Consider the following 22,005-nt stretch of genomic DNA (forward strand, 5'->3'; position numbering starts at 1 on the left):
ACTTGTCTCAGAGGCCGGTCGTGACGTCGATCGTCTCACCCTCGGCGAGGGTCACGATCGCTTTCTTCACGTCCGAGCGCTGTCCGCGAAGCCCGCGGAAAATCTTCTTCTTTCCCTTGGTGACGAGCGTGTTCACGCCCGTGACCTTGACGTCGAACAGCTTCTCAACCGCTTCTTTGATCTGCGGCTTGGTCGCCTTCGGGGAAACCCGGAACACGACCTTGTTCTGCTCGGTGAGGTTCGTCGCCTTCTCGGTGATGACCGGGGAGACGATGATGTCGTAGTGGCGCGGATCGGCACTCATTGGAAACGCGCCTCCAGCGCATCGATCGCTGCGCGGGTCAGCACGAGCTTCTCGCGACGCAGGATGTCGTACACGTTGATGCCCTGGATCGGCAGCACGTCGATCTGCGGGATGTTGCGGGCGGCGCGGGCGAAGTTCACGTCCACCTCGGCACCGCCGATGATCAGGGCACTGGACAGGCCCATCTTCTCGAAGCGCTCGACGAGGCCCTTGGTCTTGCCCTCGGCCAGCTTCACGTCGTCGACGATGATGAGGGTCGAATCCTTCACCTTCGCCGAGAGGGCGTGCTTCAGGGCGAGTGCACGGACCTTCTTCGGCAGGTCGTGGGCATGGCTGCGCACGACCGGACCGAAGGCGCGTCCACCACCGCGGAACTGCGGGGCGGAAGCGGCGCCGTGACGGGCGTTACCGGTGCCCTTCTGCTTGTACAGCTTCTTGCGCGTCCGGTTCACGTCCGAACGGTTCTTGACCGCATGGGTGCCGGCCTGACGCTTGGCGAGCTGCCAGCGGACCATGCGCTGGAGCAGGTCGACGCGGGGCTCGAGACCGAAGATGGTCTCGTCCAGATCGACGGAACCGGCACCGGCGCCATCGAGCGTGGTGATATCGAGCTTCATCACGCGTTCTCCTCGGAAGCGGGAGCCTCGGGAGCCGGCGCTTCGGTGGCGGGGGCCGAGGCACCCTGCTCACGGAACTTGCCAGGCTGCGGAACGTCCGCGGGAAGCTTGCGCTTCACCGCGTCGCGGATCTGGATCCAGCCGCCGGCGACGCCGGGGACGGCACCTTCGACGAGGATCAGGCCGCGCTCAGGATCCGTGCGCACGACGCGCAGGTTCTGGGTCGTGACCCGGTCGACGCCCATGTGACCGGGCATCTTCTTGTTCTTGAAGGTCTTGCCCGGGTCCTGACGGCCACCGGTCGAACCGATCGAACGGTGCGAGATGGAGACGCCGTGGGTGGCGCGCAGACCGCCGAAGTTCCAGCGCTTCATGCCGCCAGCGAACCCCTTACCCGTGGTGGTGCCCGTCACGTCGACGAACTGCCCCGGGATGAAGTGGTCGGCGGTGATCTCGGCGCCGACCGGGATCAGCTTGTCCTCGGACACGCGGAACTCGGCGAGCTTCTGCTTGGGCTCGACCTTGGCGACCGCGAACCGGCCGCGCTCGGCAGCCGACACGTTCTTCACCTTGGCCTTGCCGACGCCGACCTGAAGGGCGACGTAGCCGTTCTTCTCGACGGTACGGTGGGCAACCACCTGGCATTGATCGATTTTGAGCACTGTGACGGGCACATGTTCCCCAGCATCCGTAAAGATGCGGGTCATGCCGACCTTCTGTGCGATGACGCCTGAGCGCATAGGTGTCTCCCTCGCGCGATTCTACGGTAAGCTCTAAATCCCGGCGGGACTTAGAGCTTGATCTCCACGTCCACGCCGGCGGCGAGGTCGAGCTTCATCAGCGCGTCCACGGTCTGGGGCGTCGGATCGACGATATCGAGGACGCGCTTGTGGGTGCGCATCTCGAACTGCTCGCGCGACTTCTTGTCGATGTGCGGCGAGCGGTTGACGGTGAACTTCTCGATATGCGTCGGCAGCGGGATCGGACCACGGATGGTGGCGCCGGTGCGCTTGGCCGTCGAGACGATCTCGCGGGTCGACGCATCGAGGATGCGATGGTCGAACGCCTTGAGGCGGATGCGAATATTCTGACCGTTCATGACCTGAAACCTTGGCGGGGCGAGGGAGGGGCGGGCGCGAGGACCCGCCCCTCAATCGTTCCCTGCAGACTGACCGTTTGGACGGCGCGATTAATCGTTGATGGCGGCGACGACGCCGGCGCCGACGGTGCGTCCGCCTTCACGGATGGCGAAGCGCAGCTTCTCTTCCATGGCCACCGGCACGATCAGGGTGACGTCCATGGTCACGCTGTCGCCGGGCATCACCATCTCGGTGCCCTCGGGCAGCACGCACACGCCGGTCACGTCCGTGGTGCGGAAGTAGAACTGCGGGCGGTAGTTGGTGAAGAACGGGGTGTGGCGGCCGCCCTCCTCCTTGGTCAGGATGTAGGCCTCGGCCTTGAACTTGGTGTGGGGCTTGACCGAGCCGGGCTTGCACACGACCTGGCCGCGCTCGACGTCCTCGCGCTTGGTGCCGCGCAGCAGCACGCCGACGTTGTCGCCCGCCTGGCCCTGGTCGAGCAGCTTGCGGAACATCTCGACGCCCGTGACCGTCGTGGTCTGGGTGTCGCGGATGCCCACGATCTCCACCGTCTCGCCGACCTTGACGATGCCGCGCTCGACGCGACCCGTCACCACCGTGCCGCGGCCCGAGATCGAGAACACGTCCTCGATCGGCATCAGGAACGGCTTGTCGATCGGACGCTCCGGCTGCGGGATGTAGGCGTCCACCGACGCCATCAGCGCCAGCACCGCGTCGTGGCCGATCGCCTTGTCGCCGTTGTCCAGCGCCACCTTGGCCGAGCCCTTGGTGATCGGGATGTCGTCGCCGGGGAAGTCGTACTTCGAGAGGAGCTCGCGCACCTCCATCTCGACGAGCTCGAGCAGCTCGGCGTCGTCCACGAGGTCGACCTTGTTGAGGAACACCACCAGGGCCGGCACGCCGACCTGGCGCGCCAGCAGGATGTGCTCGCGGGTCTGCGGCATCGGGCCGTCGGCCGCCGACACCACCAGGATCGCGCCGTCCATCTGCGCCGCACCCGTGATCATGTTCTTCACGTAGTCGGCGTGGCCCGGGCAATCCACGTGCGCGTAGTGCCGGTTCGCGGTCTCGTACTCCACGTGCGCCGTCGAGATCGTGATCCCGCGCGCCTTCTCCTCCGGCGCCTTGTCGATCTGGTCATACGCCGTGAACGTCGCACCGCCCGTCTCGGCCAGAACCTTCGTGATCGCCGCCGTCAAAGACGTCTTGCCGTGATCCACGTGACCAATCGTGCCAATGTTGCAGTGCGGCTTCGTACGCGCGAATTTCTCTTTGGCCATGATAGCCTCCGTCTGATCTGATGTTGCGTCTGAAGGGGTGCGGGAGGCGCCCCGAAGGGCGCCGCCGTCTTAGGCGTACTTGGCGACGACCTTTTCGGCCTCGCCGCGCGGCACCTCTTCGTAATGGTCGAACTGCATCGTGAAGTTGGCGCGGCCCTGCGAGAAGGACCGGAGCTGGTTCACATAGCCGAACATGTTGGCCAGCGGCACCATCGCGTTGATGACGTTCGCATTGCCGCGCATGTCCTGGCCCTGGATCTGGCCACGGCGGGAGTTGAGGTCGCCGATCACAGAACCGGTATACTCTTCCGGCGAGACGACCTCGACCTTCATCACCGGCTCGAGGAGCACCGAGCCGCCCTTCTGGAGGGCTTCACGGAGCGCCGCGCGCGACGCGATCTCGAAGGCTAGGGCCGACGAGTCGACGTCGTGGTAGGCGCCGTCGATCAGCTCGACCTTGATGTCGACCACCGGGAAGCCGGCGAGGATGCCGGCACCGAGCACCGAATTCAGGCCCTTCTCGACGCCCGGGATGTACTCCTTGGGCACCGCGCCGCCAATGATCTTCGAGGCGAACTCGAAGCCCTTGCCGGGCTCGTTCGGCTCGACAACGAACTTCACCCGAGCGAACTGACCGGTACCGCCGGTCTGCTTCTTGTGGGTGTAGTCGATCTCGGTGCGCTTCGTGAGCTTCTCGCGGTACGCCACCTGCGGCTGGCCGATATTCGCGTCGACCATGTAGGTGCGGCGCAGGATGTCGACCTTAATGTCGAGGTGGAGCTCGCCCATGCCACGCAGGATGGTCTGGCCCGATTCCTGGTCCGTGGAGACCCGGAAGGATGGGTCCTCGGCCGCCAGCTTGGCGAGGGCGATGCCCAGCTTCTCCTGGTCGGCCTTGGACTTCGGCTCGACGGCGATCTCGATCACCGGCTCGGGGAATTCCATCTTCTCGAGGATGACGGCCTTCTGCGGATCGCAGAGGGTGTCGCCCGTACGGGTGTCCTTGAGGCCGGCAAGCGCCACGATGTCGCCCGTGAAGGCTTCCTTGACGTCCTCGCGGTTGTTGGCGTGCATGAGAAGCATGCGGCCGACGCGCTCTTTCTTATCGCGCGACGAGTTCAGGACGTTGGCGCCCGACTCGATCTTGCCCGAGTAGACGCGGCAGAAGGTGATCGTGCCGACGTGCGGATCGTCCATGATCTTGAAGGCGAGCATGGAGAAGGGATCCGTATCCGACGGGTGCCGGACGGTCTCTTCCTCGGTCTTGAAGTCGATGCCCTTGATCTCGCCGCGATCGGCGGGAGACGGCAGGTATTCGACGACGGCGTCGAGCAGGGGCTGGACGCCCTTGTTCTTGAAGGCCGAGCCGCAGAGCACGGGGTGGAAGGCACGGCGCTGCACGGCGGTGCGGACGAGGCGGTGCATGGTCTCGGCATCCGGCTCGACACCGTCGAGGTAGGCCGACATGGCGTCGTCATCCATCTCCACGCAGGCTTCGACGAGCTTGACGCGATACTCGGCGGCCTGGTCGGCGAGGTCGGCCGGGATCTCGGCCTCCGAGAAGTCCGCGCCGAGCTTCTCCGACGTCCAGACGATGGCCTTCATCTTGATCAGGTCGATGACGCCCTTGAAGGTGTTCTCGGCGCCGATCGGCAGCTGCAGACACACCGGCTTACCGGCGACGCGATCGATGATGTCGGCCACGCACTTGAAGAAGTCGGCGCCGATCTTGTCCATCTTGTTGACGAACACGACGCGCGGCACGTCGTACTTGTCGGCCTGGCGCCAGACCGTCTCGGTCTGCGGCTCGACGCCCTGGTTACCATCGAGCACGCAGACGGCGCCGTCGAGCACGCGGAGCGAGCGCTCAACCTCGATCGTGAAATCCACGTGGCCGGGGGTGTCGATGATGTTCAGGCGCTTGTCGCGCCAGAAGCAGGTCGTCGCAGCCGAGGTGATCGTGATGCCACGCTCCTGCTCCTGCGTCATCCAATCCATCGTCGCGGCGCCGTCATGGACTTCGCCGATCTTATGGGACTTGCCGGTGTAGTAGAGGATCCGCTCGGTGGTCGTGGTTTTGCCGGCATCGATGTGGGCCATGATGCCGAAGTTGCGGTAGTCCTCGATCGCGTGCGTGCGGGGCATCGGATTGCTCCTGAAAGGGTCCGGGTCCGCTTACCAGCGGTAGTGCGAGAAGGCGCGGTTGGCTTCGGCCATCCGGTGGGTGTCTTCCCGCTTCTTCACGGCGTTGCCGCGGTTGTTGGCGGCGTCGAGCAGCTCGGCCGAGAGGCGCTCCACCATGGTGCGGTCGTTGCGGCCGCGGGCGGCCTGGATCAGCCAACGGATGGCCAGCGCCTGGCGGCGCTCGGTGCGCACTTCGACGGGGACCTGGTAGGTCGCGCCGCCGACGCGGCGGGAACGGACCTCGATCGCGGGGGCGACGTTGTCGAGGGCGGCGCGGAAGACTTCGATCGGGTTGGCGCGGGCGCGGTTCTCGACGATGTCGAAGGCACCGTAGACGATGCGCTCGGCGGTCGACTTCTTTCCCTCGTACATGATCGAGTTCATGAACTTGGTCAGCACGATGTCCCCGTACTTCGGGTCCGGGATGATCTCACGCTTCTCGGCAGAATGGCGGCGGGACATCGCTCGCTCCGTCTTAAACTTGGTCTTCTTGAAACCACCCCGCGCAGGCCGCCTTGAGCCTCTGAGAGGCCGGCGACATCCTTACGGGGTGCGCGAATATCGGTCTTACTTCGGCCGCTTGGCGCCGTACTTGGAACGGCGCTGCTTGCGACCCTTGACGCCCTGCGTGTCGAGCACGCCGCGTAGGATGTGGTAGCGCACACCCGGAAGATCCTTCACACGGCCACCGCGGATCATCACCACGGAGTGCTCCTGAAGGTTGTGGCCCTCGCCCGGGATGTAACCGATGACCTCGAAGCCGTTGGTCAGACGAACCTTGGCGACCTTGCGGAGCGCGGAGTTCGGCTTCTTCGGGGTCGTCGTATAGACGCGGGTGCAGACGCCACGCTTCTGCGGGCAGGCGTCGAGCGCCGGCACCTTGTTGCGGCTCTTCTGCGCCTTGCGCGGCTGAGCGATCAGCTGGTTGATCGTCGGCATGCCAATCCTCTCGAAACGCGTCACCTGCGTCGGTGACCGTCGAAATCCAAATCTCGTTCTGGCCGGCCCCGGCATCGCACATGAGTGTGCGACGAAACGCAAAACCGCGCCCCAGGCTGATTTCAGCCTTTGGCGCGCCGTTGCAAGCAGAGGATCACCTGCATCGAAGCAAGCGATCGTGCCGGGCTGACACGTGTTCGTCTGTTGAAGTCGGATGCGTTTAGGAAGCCTGGATCGAGGCCCTGGGCCTCACGATCGATTGCTGCCTACGGCCAGCCGTTCAATGAGGGCCTGATAGAGGCGGATTCGTCCCGCGTCAACCCATTCCGTTACAAGTTCATGAAGTTGCGGGGTCCGGAGGGGCCGCAAATTCGGGCTATTACCCCTCACGAAAAAGGGGCCACCCGGCGGGCAGCCCCTTCTTCTCTGGCGCGATGCGCCGATCCGTCTACTCGGCGGCGGGCGGCAACTCGGAGAGGGGCTGCGCCCCGCTCTCGGCGGCTTTCTGCTGCAGGATCAGGTTGTCGCGACGGCGCGCCACGGCGCGGATCTCGGCAGCCATGGAGCCCGTACCGGCCGGGATGAGAGACCCGACGATGACGTTCTCCTTCAACCCCTCGAGGTAGTCGATCTTGCCGTTGACGGCCGCCTCGGTGAGCACGCGGGTGGTCTCCTGGAACGAGGCCGCCGAGATGAACGACTTCGTCTGCAGGCTCGCCTTGGTGATGCCGAGGAGGACCGGCACGCCGACGACCGGCTTCTTACCCTCGGCAAGCAGCTTCTCGTTGACTTCCGCCAACTCCGTCCGGTCGATCTGGTCGCCGGTCAGGATGTCGGAATCGCCGCCGTCGGTGATCTCGACCTTCTGCAGCATCTGCCGGACGATGACCTCGATGTGCTTGTCGTTGATCGACACGCCCTGGAGCCGGTAGACCTCCTGGATCTCGTTGACGAGGTAGGCAGCGAGTTCCTCCACGCCTTTGATCGCCAGGATGTCGTGCGGCGCGGGGTTGCCGTCGACGATGTAGTCGCCGAGCTCGACCACGTCCCCGTCCTGGAGGTGGATGTGCTTGCCCTTCGGGATCAGGTACTCGACCGCATCGGACCCGTCATGCGGCGTCAGCGTCAGGCGACGCTTGTTCTTGTAGTCGCGCCCGAACTGGATCGTGCCAGACTTCTCCGCGATGATCGCCGCGTCCTTCGGACGACGTGCCTCGAACAGCTCCGCCACCCGCGGCAGACCGCCGGTGATGTCGCGGGTCTTGGCCGAGTCCGCCGAGACGCGGGCCAGGATGTCGCCGGCCTTCACCTTTGCGCCCGGGTCGTAGCCGATGATGGCGTCGACGGGCAGGAAGTAGCGCGCATCCGAGCCGCGCGGCAGCTTCATCGGCTTGCCGTCGGCATCGAGCACCAGCATCGCCGGCTTGAGGTCGGCGGTGCGGGCGGTCCCCCGCCAATCGATGACGACGCGCTTGGCGATGCCGGTCGACTCGTCGGTGGTCTCGGTGATCGACTGACCGTCGATGAGGTCCTCGTAGGCCACCACGCCGTCCGTCTCGGTGATGATCGGACGGGTGTAGGGATCCCACTCGGCGATGCGCTGGCCGCGCTTGACGGTGTCGCCCTCGTCCACGCGGAGCTTCGCGCCGTATTGCAGGCGGTGGTTCGCGCGCTCGGTCCCGTCGGACCCGACGATGACGATGGAGACGTTACGGCCGGTGGCGATGAGATCGCCATCCGAGTTCCGTGCCAGGGCGCGGTTGCGGATCTTGATCGTGCCCTCGAAGCTCGATTCGATGAAGGACGAATCGGAGATCTGGGCAGCGCCACCGATGTGGAAGGTACGCATGGTGAGCTGGGTGCCCGGCTCGCCGATGGACTGCGCCGCGATGACGCCGACGGCCTCGCCCATGTTGACGGGCGTGCCGCGGGCGAGATCGCGCCCGTAGCAGGTGGCGCAGACGCCGCTCTTGGTGGCGCAGACGAGCACCGAGCGGATCTTGACCTCCTGGATCCCGGCCGCCTGGATGGCCGGCAGGTGCTTCTCCTCGATCGTCTCGTTGGTCTTGACGATCACCGTTCCGTCGAGGGCCACCAAGTCCTCGGCCGTCGCGCGGCCGAGGATGCGGATGGCGAGCGGCGCCACGACCTGGCCCGCATCCACGATGGCGCGCATGCGGATCCCGTTGGTGGTGCCGCAATCGACCTCGCGGATGACGGCGTCCTGGGCCACGTCGACGAGACGACGGGTCAGGTAGCCCGAGTTCGCGGTCTTCAACGCCGTGTCCGCGAGGCCCTTGCGGGCGCCGTGGGTGGAGTTGAAGTACTCGAGCACGTCGAGGCCTTCCTTGAAGTTCGAGATGATCGGCGTCTCGATGATCTCGCCCGAGGGCTTGCTCATCAGGCCGCGCATGGCGGCGAGCTGGCGCATCTGCTCGCGGGAGCCGCGGGCGCCGGAATTCGCCATCATGTAGACCGAGTTGACCTGCTTGTCGGTCCCGTTCTCGTCCTTCTGGACCGCGGAGATCGCGGCCATCATCTCGTCGGCGAGGCGGGCCGAGCACTTGCCCCAGGCATCGACGACCTTGTTGTACTTCTCACCCTGGGTGATCAGGCCGTCGTTGAACTGCTGCTCGAACTCCTTGACCAGGTCGCGGGTCGACCCGACGATCGACCACTTGTTGGCCGGCACGACCATGTCGTCCTTGCCGAACGAGATGCCGGCCTTGAACGCGTGGTTGAAGCCGAGCGCCATGATGCGATCACAGAAGATCACCGACTCCTTCTGACCGCAGTGGCGGTAGACGGTGTCGATCATCGCCGAGATCTCCTTCTTGGTCATCAGCTTGTTGACGACGTCGAAGGGCACCTTGGCGTGCTGCGGCAGGGCCGTGGACAGGATGACCCGGCCCGGCGTGGTGTCGTAGGTCTTGGTCAGCGGCTCGCCGTCGGGGCCGATGCCGTTCCAGCGCCAGCGGATCTTCGAGTGCAGCTTGACGGTCTTGGCGGCCAGGGCGTGCTCGAGCTCGCCGATGTTGCCGAAGACACCCTGCATCGGGTTCTGCTTGTTGGTCGGGTCGAAGGCGCCGATCGCCCCCTCGGCCACGATCGACAGGTAGTAGAGGCCGAGCACGATGTCCTGCGACGGCACGATGATCGGGTGACCGTTCGCCGGGTGCAGGATGTTGTTGGTCGACATCATCAGGACGCGCGCTTCCAGCTGAGCCTCGAGGCTCAGGGGAACGTGCACGGCCATCTGGTCGCCGTCGAAGTCCGCGTTGAAGGCGGTGCAGACCAGCGGGTGCAGCTGGATCGCCTTGCCCTCGATCAGCTTGGGCTCGAAGGCCTGGATGCCGAGGCGGTGCAGGGTCGGCGCGCGGTTCAGCATCACCGGGTGCTCGCGGATCACCTCGTCGAGGATATCCCAGACCTCCGGCTTCTCCTTCTCCACGAGCTTCTTGGCCTGCTTCACCGTGGCGGAGAAGCCCTTGGCGTCGAGGCGCGCGTAGATGAACGGCTTGAACAGCTCCAGCGCCATCTTCTTCGGCAGGCCGCACTGGTGCAGCTTCAGCTCCGGACCGACGACGATGACCGAGCGGCCGGAGTAGTCGACGCGCTTGCCGAGGAGGTTCTGGCGGAAGCGGCCCTGCTTGCCCTTCAGCATGTCGGCGAGCGACTTCAGCGGACGCTTGTTGGCGCCCGTGATCACGCGACCGCGGCGGCCGTTGTCGAAGAGCGCATCCACCGCCTCCTGGAGCATACGCTTCTCGTTGCGGATGATGATGTCCGGCGCGCGCAGCTCGATCAGCCGCTTGAGGCGGTTGTTGCGGTTGATGACGCGGCGGTAGAGGTCGTTCAGGTCGGACGTGGCGAAGCGACCGCCATCCAGGGGGACGAGCGGGCGCAGGTCCGGCGGGATCACCGGCACCACGGTGAGGATCATCCACTCGGGCTTGTTGCCCGACATCTGGAAGGCCTCGATGATCTTCAGGCGCTTGAGAAGCTTCTTGGGCTTCAGCTCCGACGTGGTGGTGGCGATCTCCTCGCGCAGGGAATCGGCGATGCCGTCGAGGTCCAGCTCCTGCAGGATCCGGCGGATGGCCTCGGCGCCGATCATGGCGGTGAAGCTGTCCTCGCCGTACTCCTCCTGGGCGCGCAGGTACTCCTCCTCCGACAGGAGCTGACGCTCCTTGAGGGGGGTGAGGCCCGGCTCGATGACGCAGTAGGACTCGAAGTACAGGATCCGCTCGAGATCCTTCAGCGCCATGTCGAGGAGCAGGCCGATGCGGCTCGGCAGCGACTTCAGGAACCAGATGTGGGCGACGGGCGCGGCGAGCTCGATATGGCCCATGCGGTCGCGCCGGACGCGCGCGAGGGTGACCTCGACGCCGCACTTCTCACAGATGACGCCCTTGTACTTCATGCGCTTGTACTTGCCGCACAAGCACTCGTAGTCCTTGATGGGTCCGAAGATGCGCGCGCAAAACAGGCCGTCACGCTCGGGCTTGAACGTGCGATAGTTGATCGTCTCGGGCTTCTTGATCTCGCCGAAAGACCACGAGAGGATCTTCTCCGGCGACGAGATCGAGATCTTGATCTGGTCGAAGCTCTGGGGCTGAGCCTGCTGGTTGAAAAGATTCATGACCTCTTGGTTCATGATCTACTCCTGCTGACGAGGCGCACCCTCCGCCGAGGGGCTGACCGCGTGCTGTAAACGGGTGCGGCGCGACGACCGGCCGGATCGTCGCTGACCGTAGAACGGGAGGCCCTGCCCCTCCCCGCTCCGACCGCGCCGGGGTCGAGCCCGGCGCGGGAGCGTGATGCGGTGGTTATTCGGCCGCCTCTGCGGGCGGCTCGATCTGGTCGTTGGCGAGCTTCTTCGAGGAGGTGAGCTCCACGTTGAGGCCCAGCGAGCGCATTTCCTTGACGAGCACGTTGAACGACTCGGGGATGCCGGCCTCGAAGGTGTCGTCGCCGCGCACGATGGCCTCGTAGACCTTGGTGCGGCCGGCCACGTCGTCCGACTTGACCGTGAGCATCTCCTGCAGCGTGTACGCGGCGCCGTAGGCTTCGAGGGCCCAGACCTCCATCTCGCCGAAGCGCTGACCGCCGAACTGCGCCTTTCCGCCCAGCGGCTGCTGGGTGACGAGGGAGTACGGGCCGATCGACCGCGCGTGGATCTTGTCGTCCACGAGGTGGTGCAGCTTCAGCATGTAGATGTAGCCCATCGTCACCTTGCGGTCGAAGGGCTCGCCCGAGCGGCCGTCGTAGAGCGTCGACTGGGCCGACCGGTCGAGACCGGCCATCTCCAGCATCTGCTCGATGTCGGCTTCCTTGGCGCCGTTGAACACCGGGGTCGCCATCGGCACGCCGCGGCGCACGTTGTTGGCGGCCTCGGCCAGCTCCTCGTCGGACAGCCCTTCGAGCTCGGACGGCGAGTAGATCGCCTTCATCTCGTCCCGGAGGGGCTCGATGTCCTGGCTGCGCAGGTAGGCATCCACCGCCTGGCCGACCTTCCGGCCGAGTCCGGCCGCGGCCCAGCCGAGGTGGGTCTCGAGGATCTGACCGACGTTCATGCGCGAGGGCACGCCGAGCGGGTTCAGCACGATGTCGGCATGGGTCCCGTCCTCCAGGAACGGCATGTCCTCGATCGGCACGATCCGGGAGACGACACCCTTGTTGCCGTGACGGCCGGCCATCTTGTCGCCGGGCTGGATCTTGCGCTTCACCGCCACGAAGACCTTGACCATTTTCATGACGCCGGGCGGAAGCTCGTCGCCGCGCTGCAGCTTCTCGACCTTGTCGAGGAAGCGCTGCTCGAGGCGCTTCTTCGACTCGTCGTACTGCTTCTGCATCGCTTCCATCTCGGTCATGAGACGGTCGTCGATGACGGCGAACTGCCACCATTGCGAACGCGGGTACTCGCTGAGGAGCTCACGGCTGAGCGTCGTCTCCTTCTTGAAGCCCTTCGGACCGGCGATGGGGGCCTGACCGATGAGCACAGTGGCGAGACGCGCGTAGGTGTTGCGATCGAGGATCGCCTGCTCGTCGTCGCGATCCTTGGCGAGACGCTCGATCTCCTCGCGCTCGATCGCCTGGGCGCGCTCGTCCTTGTCGACGCCGTGGCGGTTGAACACCCGGACCTCGACGATTGTGCCGGTCACGCCCGGGGGGACCCGGAGCGAGGTGTCGCGCACGTCGGACGCCTTCTCGCCGAAGATGGCGCGCAGGAGCTTCTCCTCCGGCGTCATCGGGCTCTCGCCCTTCGGCGTGATCTTGCCGCACAGGATGTCGCCCGCGTGGACCTCGGCGCCGATGTAGACGATGCCGGCTTCGTCGAGGTTCTTGAGCGCCTCTTCCGAGACGTTCGGGATGTCGCGGGTGATTTCCTCCGGACCGAGCTTGGTGTCTCGGGCCATCACCTCGAATTCCTCGATGTGGATCGAGGTGAACACGTCATCCTTCACGATCCGCTCGGAGAGCAGGATCGAGTCCTCGAAGTTGTAGCCGTTCCACGGCATGAACGCGACGAGCACGTTCCGGCCCAGCGCCAGCTCGCCGAACTCCGTCGAGGGACCGTCGGCGATGATCTCGCCCTTCTTCACGGCCTCGCCGACGCGCACCAGCGGCTTCTGCGTGATGCAGGTCGACTGGTTGGAGCGCTGGAACTTCTGAAGGCGGTAGATGTCGACGCCCGGCTTGTTGGCGTCGGCCTCCTCGGTGGCCCGGATGACGATACGGGTGGCGTCCACCTGATCGACGATGCCGGTCCGGCGCGCCGCGATGGCGGCACCGGAGTCGCGTGCGACCACGGCCTCCATACCGGTGCCGACGAAGGGCGCGTCGGCGCGAACCAGCGGCACGGCCTGGCGCTGCATGTTCGAGCCCATCAGGGCGCGGTTGGCGTCGTCGTTCTCGAGGAACGGAATGAGCGCGGCCGCCACCGAGACGAGCTGCTTGGGCGACACGTCCATGAGGTCGACGCGATCCGGCGGCACGACGATGACGTCGCCGGCCCGACGGCAGACCACCAGGTCCTCCGTCAGCTTGAAGTTCTCGTCCATCTGGGCGTTGGCCTGGGCGACGTAGTACTTCGCCTCCTCCATCGCCGACAGGTAGGCGACGTCGGTGGTGACGACGCCGTCCTTCACCCGCCGGAACGGGGTCTCGATGAAGCCGTACTTGTTGACCCGCGCGAAGGTGGCCAGCGAGTTGATCAGGCCGATGTTCGGGCCTTCCGGCGTCTCGATCGGACAGATGCGGCCGTAATGGGTCGGGTGCACGTCGCGCACCTCGAAGCCGGCGCGCTCGCGGGTCAGGCCGCCAGGGCCGAGCGCCGAGAGGCGACGCTTGTGCGTCACTTCCGAGAGCGGATTGGTCTGGTCCATGAACTGCGACAGCTGGGAGGAGCCGAAGAACTCGCGCACGGCCGCAGCTGCGGGCTTCGCGTTGATGAGGTCCTGCGGCATCACCGTGTCGATATCGACGGAGGACATCCGCTCCTTGATGGCGCGCTCCATGCGGAGCAGGCCGAGGCGGTACTGGTTCTCCATCAACTCGCCGACCGAGCGCACGCGGCGGTTGCCGAGGTGATCGATGTCGTCGATCTCGCCCTTGCCGTCGCGCAGGTCCACCAGGGCCTTGACGACCGCGAGCATGTCCTCGCGGCGCAGCGTCCGCACGGTGTCCTCGGCGTCGAGGTCGAGGCGCATGTTCATCTTCACGCGGCCGACGGCCGAGAGGTCGTAGCGCTCGGGGTCGAAGAACAGCGAGTGGAACATCGCCTCGGCGGTGTCCAGGGTCGGCGGCTCACCGGGACGCATGACACGGTAGATGTCGAACAGCGCGCCTTCGCGGCCCGAGTTCTTGTCCACCGCGAGGGTGTTGCGGATGTAGGGGCCGACGTTGATGTGGTCGATGTCGAGCACGGGCAGCTCGGACACGCCGACATCCTCGAGGCTCTTGAGGAGCTTGTCGGAGATCTCGTCGCCGGCCTCGGCCCAGATCTCGCCGGTCTTGGCGTTGACCAAGTCCTCGGCGATGTACTGGCCGATCAGGTCCTCGTCGGTGGCCTTCAGGAACTGCACGCCGCGCTCGGCGATCTGCCGGGCGTTGCGAGCGTTCAGCTTCTTGCCGGCCTCGAGCACGACCTCGCCGGACTCGGCGTCGATCAGATCGACGGAAGCCTTGAAGCCCTTCAGGCGATCGGCGTCGTAGGGCACCCGCCAATCCGCGCCATCGCGGTCGTAGACCACGCGGTTGTAGAAGGTCGACAGGATCTCCTCGCCATCCAGGCCGAGTGCGAACAGCAGCGACGTCACGGGGAGCTTGCGCTTCCGATCGATGCGGACGTGCACGATGTCCTTGGCATCGAACTCAACGTCGAGCCAGGAGCCGCGATACGGGATAATGCGGGCGGCGAAGAGGAGCTTGCCGGAGGAGTGCGTCTTACCCTTGTCGTGGTCGAAGAACACGCCCGGGGAGCGGTGCATCTGGGAGACGATGACGCGCTCGGTGCCGTTGACGATGAAGGTGCCGTTCTCCGTCATCAGGGGCATGTCGCCCATGTAGACGTCCTGCTCCTTAATGTCCTTGACCGACTTCGCGCCGGTATCCGGGTCCACGTCGAACACGATGAGGCGGAGCGTCACCTTGAGAGGAGCCGCATACGTGATGCCGCGCTGGCGGCACTCGTCGACGTCGTATTTTGGCTGCTCGAACGTGTACTTCACGAACTCGAGGAGTGCCGTCGAGGAGAAGTCCGAGATCGGGAAGACCGACTTGAACACGGTCTGCAGGCCTTCGTCGCCCCGTCCGCCTTCCGGCTCGTCCATGATCAGGAACTGGTCGTAGGACGCCTTCTGAACCTCGATGAGGTTCGGCATCTCGGCGACTTCCTTGATCTTGCCGAAGAATTTGCGAATCCGCTTGCGACCGACCAGCGTGTTGGCCATGGGTGACCTCGCTCCTACGTCCCGCGTACCGGGTGCCCGGGGAAGGCGTCTGCCTCCCGCAACCAGGCTTCGGGCCCGCCCCGCCGGACGACGCCCTCCCGAACTGAAAATCCTGTGGCCCTCGCGTGGGCCGGTCGGGCCGCCTGAAGCGACCATGGCCCACGGGCGTGAACCCGCGGGCCGTTGGTGCCGTCAGGCTCCGGGGAGCCTGACGGAAAGTGATGGACCGGTCCGGTCCACCGAAGGGTCTTACTTGAGCTCGACCTTGGCGCCAGCCTTCTCGAGCTGGGCCTTGAGCTTCTCGGCCTCTTCCTTGTTGACGGACTCCTTGACGGCCTTCGGAGCACCCTCGACGAGGTCCTTGGCTTCCTTGAGGCCGAGGCCGGTGATCGCGCGGACCTCCTTGATGACCTCGATCTTCTTGTCGCCGGCGGCGGTGAGCATGACCGTGAACTCGGTCTGCTCCTCGGCGGCGGCAGCGCCAGCACCACCGGCGGCCGGGCCGGCGGCCACGGCGACGGCAGCGGCGGCCGAGACGCCCCACTTCTCTTCGAGCATCTTGGCGAGGTCGGCGGCCTCGAGAACGGTCAGCGAGGACAGGTCGTCGACGAGCTTGGCAAGATCAGCCATGTTGGTATTCCCTTGGATATCGGTTTGAACGGATGGGTTGATAAGGGCGATGCGGCCTCAGGCCGCTTCGCTCTGAGCCTCGTCCTTGGTGGCATAGGCCCCGAACACGCGGGCGAGCTTGGCCGCCGGTGCGTTGACGACCTGGGCAATCTTGGTCGCGGGAGCCTGGATGAGGCCCACGATCTTGCCGCGCAGTTCGTCGAGGGACGGCAGCGAGGCGAGGGCCTTCACACCGTCCGGGTTCAGGGCGGTCGTGCCCATGGCGCCGCCGAGGATCACGAGCTTGTCGTTGACCTTGGCGAAGTCCACCGCAACCTTGGCGGCCGCGACCGGATCGCTCGAATAAGCGAGCAGGGTCGGACCCTTCAGGAGGGGCTTGATGGAGGCGACGTCCGTGCCATCGAGAGCGATGTTGGCGAGGCGGTTCTTGGTGACCTTCACGGTGGCACCGGCCTGCTTCATCTGCGAGCGCAGCTTCTGCATGTCGGCGACCGTGAGGCCCTTGTAGTGGGCCACGACGACGACGGCGGTGTTCGCGAACACGCCGTTGAGCGTCGAGACGAGATCAGCTTTGGCTGTCCTGTCCACTGGGGCTCTCTCCGGTTGGCGGAACCCGAGAACGGGTCCGCCGGTTGCACATGCCGCCCGGGACGGAACTCGGCTTAACAAGAAGCCGGAACGTCCTTGGCGACGCTTCACGGCCCTGTCCCCTACCGCCCCCCGGAACGGGTGGACGACACGGGTGAGATGGTTCAAACCGATGCCTCACCTTGTCCGCGAGATGCGAACCCGGCGAGGGCAGTAGAATTTCGGTCTTCCCAGTCTGTGCAGGCTTGCGGATTAAGCCGGTGGCCCGGCGCCTGCAGTCTCGGACAGGACATGGCCGGACGAAGCTCAGAAGGGGTTTTATGCCCCTCGAAGCCTTCCGGCCAACACCACCTGGTTGCCCAGGCGATCTCTCAATCGGAATGCGACCGATCGGCCGATTCCTTTCTCATGTATGAAAACGTTGAGCGGGGTCTATAGAGCCTTGCAAGCAGCCTGCCAAGTGCCCAGGGCGATTATTCCGTCGCAGGCTGCGCATTTTCCTTGACGCCGTCGGCGGCCCCGGACTGCGATCCGGGACCACGCGCGGACAGAGCGTAAGCGCCTGTCAGGTCGGCAGGAATCTGCGCGCTGCCCGCCACCATGGCTCGCGGGCATTGTGCGTCTGGTCCGCCTTGGCGGCGTAGAACGAGGCATTGTGCTCGCCGCGCAGGGCCTCGCGGGTGAAGCGGATCAGGTGGTGGGCGACGAAGCCCATGTTGAATACCGCCTCGATCTGGCCGCGCTTGAGGGCGTGGCCGGCGGCCCGCCAGAACACCCGGCGGTAATCGGACAGCAGGCCGACGCGCACGGCGATGTTGAAGCCCAGCACGAGGCCGCGGCGCAGGTTGGTGCGGGTCAGCTTTCCCTTCACCGGGGTCTTGATCCGGTTCGGGTAGGTCACCTCCACCTGGTGCCGGAAGCGCTCGAAGATCTGCGCCGGCTCGTAGGCATGGGCGATGGCCCGGCGCCAGGAGGCCACCACGTCGTCGTGCGGGCGCTTGAACAGGACGTTCGATTCCAGCGCGGCGTCGTGGACGAGGCGGTTCTCGCGGGTCAGACGGTCCCAGAGCGGCGTCTTCGGCAGCGCCTGCAGCAGGTTCATGGTCAGCACCGGCACGGCCGACTTGTCGATGAAGTCGATGAGCTTCTGCTCGGACTGGTCGGTGTCGGTGTCGAGGCCAAGGATGATGCCCGAGGTCACCTCGAGGCCGTAGCTGTTGAGGATTTCGATCGCCTCGTACATCGGCACCGCGGCGTTGTGCTTCTTGTCGATTCCCGCGAGGGCGTCCTCCTCCGGCGTTTCGATGCCGACGAAGACGGTCATGAAGTTGGCCTGCCGCATCAGCTCGAGGATATCGGGCTGCTTGGCCATGTTCAGGGTCGCCTCGCAGGCAAACTGGAGCGGATAGGCGTTCTTCTTCTGCCACGCCACGAGGTGGGGCAGCATGTCCTTCGTGGCCTTGCGGTTGCCGATGAAGTTGTCGTCGACGAAGTAGACCACCGCCGGGTGCCCAGGCTGGGCGATGATCGCGTCGAGCTCGCCGAGCATCTGCTCGGGACTCTTCAGCCGCGGCTGGCGGCCGTAGAGCTGCGGGATGTCGCAGAACTCGCAGCGATAGGGGCAGCCGGAGGAGAATTGCAGCGAGCCGATGAGGTAGCGCTTGAGCGGTGCCGCCTCGTAGGCCGGGGCCGGGAAGTCGGAGAGCGGCAGGCGTTCCTTGGTCTCCAGGCGCACCTGCGCCGCCGGAATCGACACGTCCCGGTCGAGGATCGCCACCAGTTCGTCGGTGGCGTCGCCGATCTCGCCGAGATGCAGGTAGTCGAATTCGGGATACTGCTCGGGAGAGCCGGAGACCGAGGGGCCGCCGAGCACCGTCACCTTACCGGCCGCGTGGGCCCGGGCGTAGATGTCCCGGATCTGCGGGGCCTGGATGTGCATGCCGGAGACGAACACCGCGTCGGCCCAGGCGAAGTCCGCCGCGCCGGCCCGTACGATGTTCTCGTCGATGAATCGGTACTCCCAGGCCTCGGGCATGTAGGCCGCGATGAGCAGGAGCCCCTGTGGGGGCATGAAGGCCTTCACGCCGCCCATCAGGGGGTAGGCGTGAGAGAAGGTCCCGAAGGACGGCGTGTAGGCGGGAAAGACGCACAGGATGCGTCGCTTCGAGATCACGGAGAGTGTGCATCGCATGACCGCATACCTAGCACAGCCAAGCGCGAAGGCGTCACCCTCCCCTGTTGATTTCTATGGCTTTCCGTCGATCGGGCCCGCTCCCTCCCGGCGACCGCCCTGCCCCTTCACGAGGCTTTGAACGAATCCCCGCGCCGGACGCGGGCCGGACCCCGGATGCCGGCGCGCCTGCCGGCGTCCTGCGCCAGGGTGTCCGGGGCTCACTCGACCTGGGAATCCTCTCCCTCGATGGCGAGCCTCCGGAGGATCTGGAGCGCGCTCGCGAGCCGGGCCATCGGCGGGGACCCGAGAGCCAGGCGGACCCCGTTGGGCGCCGCGGCGGAATCGATGGCGAAGGCGCTTGCGGGCGAGACCGCCACCCCGTTGCGTGCCGCCGCCGCGGCGTATCGGTCGGCGTTCCAGGCACCGGGAAGCGTCAGCCAGAGGTGATAGGCGCGCGGGTCGCCCTGGACATCGAGGCCGGACAGGGTCTCACGGGCGAGGGTCTGGCGCGCTGCCGCATCCGTGCGCTTGGCGCGCCCGATCCGCCCGGCCAGACCGTCGTTGATCACGTGGATCGCCATCGCCAAGGGAAGGCCGCTCACCGTCCAGGCTCCGTTGCGGATGATGCGGGCCAGGCGATCCACGAGGGCGGCCGGGGCGGCGACGAAGCCGAGGCTCAGGCCTGGCGCCAGCCGCTTCGACAGGCTGTCCACCAGGATCACGCGGTCCGGCGCCAGGGCAGCGAGGGGCTCCTCGTCGCATAGGAACCCGTAGACTGCGTCCTCGATCCCCATGATGTCGTGACGCTCCAGCAGTTCCGCGATGGTATGGCGGCGGGCCTCGTCCATGGTGTGTCCGAGCGGGCTCTGCAGGACGGTCTGCAGGTAAACGGCGCGGAGGGGTGCCTCCTTCTGTGCCGCCGCGATGGCATCCGGCCTCACCCCCCGCTCGTCCACGGCGAGCGGCACCGGGACGATCCCGAGCCGGGCCGCCAGCCCTCTGATCACCGGATAGGTCAGGGCCTCGACCCCGATGCGCTCGCCGGGCTGGACGAGGGCCGCCATCGCGGCGGCGATGCCCTGCCGCCCTGCTCCCGTGAAGAGGACGTGATCCGGCTCGGCCGACCAGCCTCCCCTCTGGAAGAAGGCCGCGGCCGATTCCCGCGCCTGCGCGGTCGCCACGGGTCGCACCGGTGGGAAGGTCGCCTGCAGTTCTGCCGGGTCCAGCAGGGCCCGGAGGCTGGTGGCGAGGTCGGCGGCCTGATGGGGAAGGATGGAGAAGACGTGTTCGAGGTTGATCAGGCCCGTCTCGGCCTCCGACGCCGCCGTCGTGACGATGCCGGCTGGGCCGCGGATATAGGTCCCCCGCCCCACTTCTCCGGTGACGAGGCCGCGCCGCACCAATTCGGCATAGACGCGGCTGGCCGTCGAGACCGCGATCCCGCGTTCGTAGGCGAACTGTCGCTGTGGCGGCAGTTGGGTTCCCGGCGGCAGGGCGCCCGATGCGATCTCGGCCGCCAGTCCGTCGGAAATCGTCCGGTAGTCGCTCACGCCAATATTGCTCCGAGTGCAATGATTCGATTGATATCGGTTGAAATCGGATCAATGGAGAGGGGGGCGATCCGATGGAGGCCGCAGATGATATCGAGACCAGACAGTTTGCCAACCGATCGTTCTTCAGTGGGGGCTCTTCTATCCTACGGGACCGCTAGGTCTCCGGTCCGGCGACTCCGGACGTCTCCTGTGGCACGCGTGATTACCCTCGTCGCGCTGTGGCGTCGCCGCGCCGTGGGGCGCCGTACGATTCGGGCAATGACATCGGAGCAAATGGCGGAACTCGATCTCGATTGCACTGCGTTGCGTCGTGAAGGCGCGAAGCCATTCTGGCGCGCGTGAATCGAGAATCGGTCGCTCGGTCGCCATGGAGGGCGATCGCTCGGGGCTGCGTCGCGCGCCTCGGGAAGCGCATCCGCATCCCGACCGCGGCGTTGTCAGAAGCGGTCGGTTTCCGGACGGCCTCGCGAACGGTCGAGCGTCCGAGAAAGTCCTGGTTTTGTTTCCAAGTCGACGAAAAGGATGTTCTCTCTCTCAATATATCTTTGAAATAACTTGGTATTGCTCTCGGTCGAATTCAGCAACACGATCGTACCGTCAAATTTCGGGGCCTGGCACGGGCATGTGTGCGGCCAGACAGGTGCTGTCGGTGATCGCCGGCCCGGCCCGAACCCCGATGCCGTTCCACCGCTGGAGAGCGACCGTGTCCTACAGAATCCTCCCTGCAGCCCGGGTTGCCCTGGCTGTCCTGGCGTTGCCGACTCTCGGGGCTCGGGTGGCACAATCCGCCGAGCAGAGTCAGGCTCGGTCGAGCCCTCTCGTCTCCACCGAGTGGCTCGAGGCCAACCTCGCCGACCCGAAGCTGCGCATCGTCGAGGTCAGCGTCGAGCCGGGCGTGTACGAGCGCGGCCACGTGCCCGGCGCACAGAACGTGGTCTGGCACACCGACCTCGTGGAGACCGTGAGCCGCGACATCGCCGGGCCGGAGAAGTTCGCCGCCCTGGTCCGGCGCCTGGGCATCGACCGCGACACCACCGTGGTGCTCTACGGCGACAACAACAACTGGTTCGCCGCCTGGGGCGCCTGGGTCTTCGCCCAGTACGGCCTCGTGGACAACGTCAAGCTCCTTGATGGCGGGCGCAAGAAGTGGGAGGCCGACAAGCGGCCGCTGGAGACACGAAGCCCGGACGTGGCGGCCTCGCGCTTCCCCGTCACGCCGGTCTCCAGCGCGCAGCGCGCGCGCCTCGCGGATGTCCTCGCCGTTGCCCGCAAGGAGCGCAACGAGGCGATCCTCGACATCCGCTCGCCGGACGAGTTCTCGGGCAAGGTCATCGCACCGCCCGGCATCCAGGAACTCGCGATCCGGGCCGGCCACATCCCCGGTTCGGTGAACGTCCCCTGGGCCAAGGCCGTCAATCCGGACGGCACCATCAAGCCCGTGGCGGAATTGAAGAGGCTCTACGCGGAGGCGGGGATCGACGGCTCGAAGCCGGTGATCACCTCCTGCCGCATCGGCGAGCGCTCCAGCCATTCCTGGTTCGTCCTGAGCCGGATCCTCGGCTACCCGGTGCGCAACTACGACGGGTCCTGGACGGAGTACGGCAACACCGTGGGCGTGCCCGTGGTGAACCTCGCCGGGACCGTCTGGATCGGCAAGTAAGCGCCGTCGAATTCCCGCCTCCC

General features: G+C 66.0%; 15 protein-coding genes. 1 reads left to right on the top strand and 14 read right to left on the bottom strand.

Going from position 1 to position 22,005, the window contains the following annotated elements:
• Positions 1-7: 7 nt before the first annotated feature.
• From AC0IWM_RS17265 to AC0IWM_RS17330, 14 genes are all read right to left on the bottom strand, one after another.
• Positions 8-304, bottom strand: coding sequence for a 50S ribosomal protein L23 (locus AC0IWM_RS17265; protein ID WP_018044227.1), 297 nt, complete (start codon positions 302-304; stop codon positions 8-10).
• Positions 301-921, bottom strand: coding sequence for a 50S ribosomal protein L4 (rplD, locus tag AC0IWM_RS17270; RefSeq protein WP_056469592.1), 621 nt, complete (start codon positions 919-921; stop codon positions 301-303). Before rplD ends, AC0IWM_RS17265 begins: the two co-directional genes overlap by 4 nt.
• Complete coding sequence (gene rplC, locus AC0IWM_RS17275) at positions 921-1,661, bottom strand: 50S ribosomal protein L3 (protein ID WP_055949264.1); 741 nt, start codon at positions 1,659-1,661, stop codon at positions 921-923. Before rplC ends, rplD begins: the two co-directional genes overlap by 1 nt.
• A 50-nt stretch (positions 1,662-1,711) precedes the next feature.
• Entirely contained in the window at positions 1,712-2,020 is a 309-nt protein-coding gene (gene rpsJ / locus AC0IWM_RS17280; protein ID WP_018044230.1) for a 30S ribosomal protein S10, read from the bottom strand.
• A gap of 90 nt (positions 2,021-2,110) precedes the next feature.
• On the bottom strand, positions 2,111-3,301 hold the full coding sequence (gene tuf / locus AC0IWM_RS17285; RefSeq protein ID WP_471756979.1) for an elongation factor Tu: 1,191 nt from the start codon (positions 3,299-3,301) through the stop codon (positions 2,111-2,113).
• A gap of 69 nt (positions 3,302-3,370) precedes the next feature.
• Complete coding sequence (gene fusA, locus AC0IWM_RS17290; protein WP_471756981.1) at positions 3,371-5,446, bottom strand: elongation factor G; 2,076 nt, start codon at positions 5,444-5,446, stop codon at positions 3,371-3,373.
• Positions 5,447-5,476: 30 nt separating this feature from the next.
• Entirely contained in the window at positions 5,477-5,947 is a 471-nt protein-coding gene (gene rpsG / locus AC0IWM_RS17295; protein WP_056183508.1) for a 30S ribosomal protein S7, read from the bottom strand.
• A gap of 105 nt (positions 5,948-6,052) precedes the next feature.
• Complete coding sequence (gene rpsL, locus AC0IWM_RS17300) at positions 6,053-6,424, bottom strand: 30S ribosomal protein S12 (RefSeq protein WP_018044234.1); 372 nt, start codon at positions 6,422-6,424, stop codon at positions 6,053-6,055.
• A 448-nt stretch (positions 6,425-6,872) separates the two neighbouring features.
• Positions 6,873-11,081, bottom strand: coding sequence for a DNA-directed RNA polymerase subunit beta' (gene rpoC, locus AC0IWM_RS17305; protein WP_471756983.1), 4,209 nt, complete (start codon positions 11,079-11,081; stop codon positions 6,873-6,875).
• 172 nt (positions 11,082-11,253) lie between these two features.
• The gene (rpoB, locus tag AC0IWM_RS17310) at positions 11,254-15,378 is read right to left on the bottom strand and encodes a DNA-directed RNA polymerase subunit beta (RefSeq protein WP_056473103.1); all 4,125 of its coding nucleotides are present in this window, start codon (positions 15,376-15,378) and stop codon (positions 11,254-11,256) included.
• A 249-nt stretch (positions 15,379-15,627) separates the two neighbouring features.
• A complete protein-coding gene (rplL, locus tag AC0IWM_RS17315; RefSeq protein WP_447678971.1) occupies positions 15,628-16,008 on the bottom strand; it encodes a 50S ribosomal protein L7/L12 in 381 nt (126 codons plus the stop codon).
• A gap of 57 nt (positions 16,009-16,065) precedes the next feature.
• Complete coding sequence (rplJ, locus tag AC0IWM_RS17320) at positions 16,066-16,596, bottom strand: 50S ribosomal protein L10 (protein WP_055954702.1); 531 nt, start codon at positions 16,594-16,596, stop codon at positions 16,066-16,068.
• Positions 16,597-17,161: 565 nt separating this feature from the next.
• A complete protein-coding gene (locus AC0IWM_RS17325) occupies positions 17,162-18,787 on the bottom strand; it encodes a B12-binding domain-containing radical SAM protein (protein WP_471756985.1) in 1,626 nt (541 codons plus the stop codon).
• Between the two features lie 200 nt (positions 18,788-18,987).
• Positions 18,988-20,319, bottom strand: coding sequence for an aminotransferase-like domain-containing protein (locus AC0IWM_RS17330; RefSeq protein WP_471756987.1), 1,332 nt, complete (start codon positions 20,317-20,319; stop codon positions 18,988-18,990).
• Between the two features lie 706 nt (positions 20,320-21,025).
• Here AC0IWM_RS17330 and AC0IWM_RS17335 point away from each other — a divergent pair.
• Positions 21,026-21,982, top strand: coding sequence for a sulfurtransferase (locus tag AC0IWM_RS17335; protein WP_471756989.1), 957 nt, complete (start codon positions 21,026-21,028; stop codon positions 21,980-21,982).
• The last annotated feature ends 23 nt before the right edge of the window (positions 21,983-22,005 follow it).

This window comes from Methylobacterium sp. AC433, assembly GCF_979253015.1.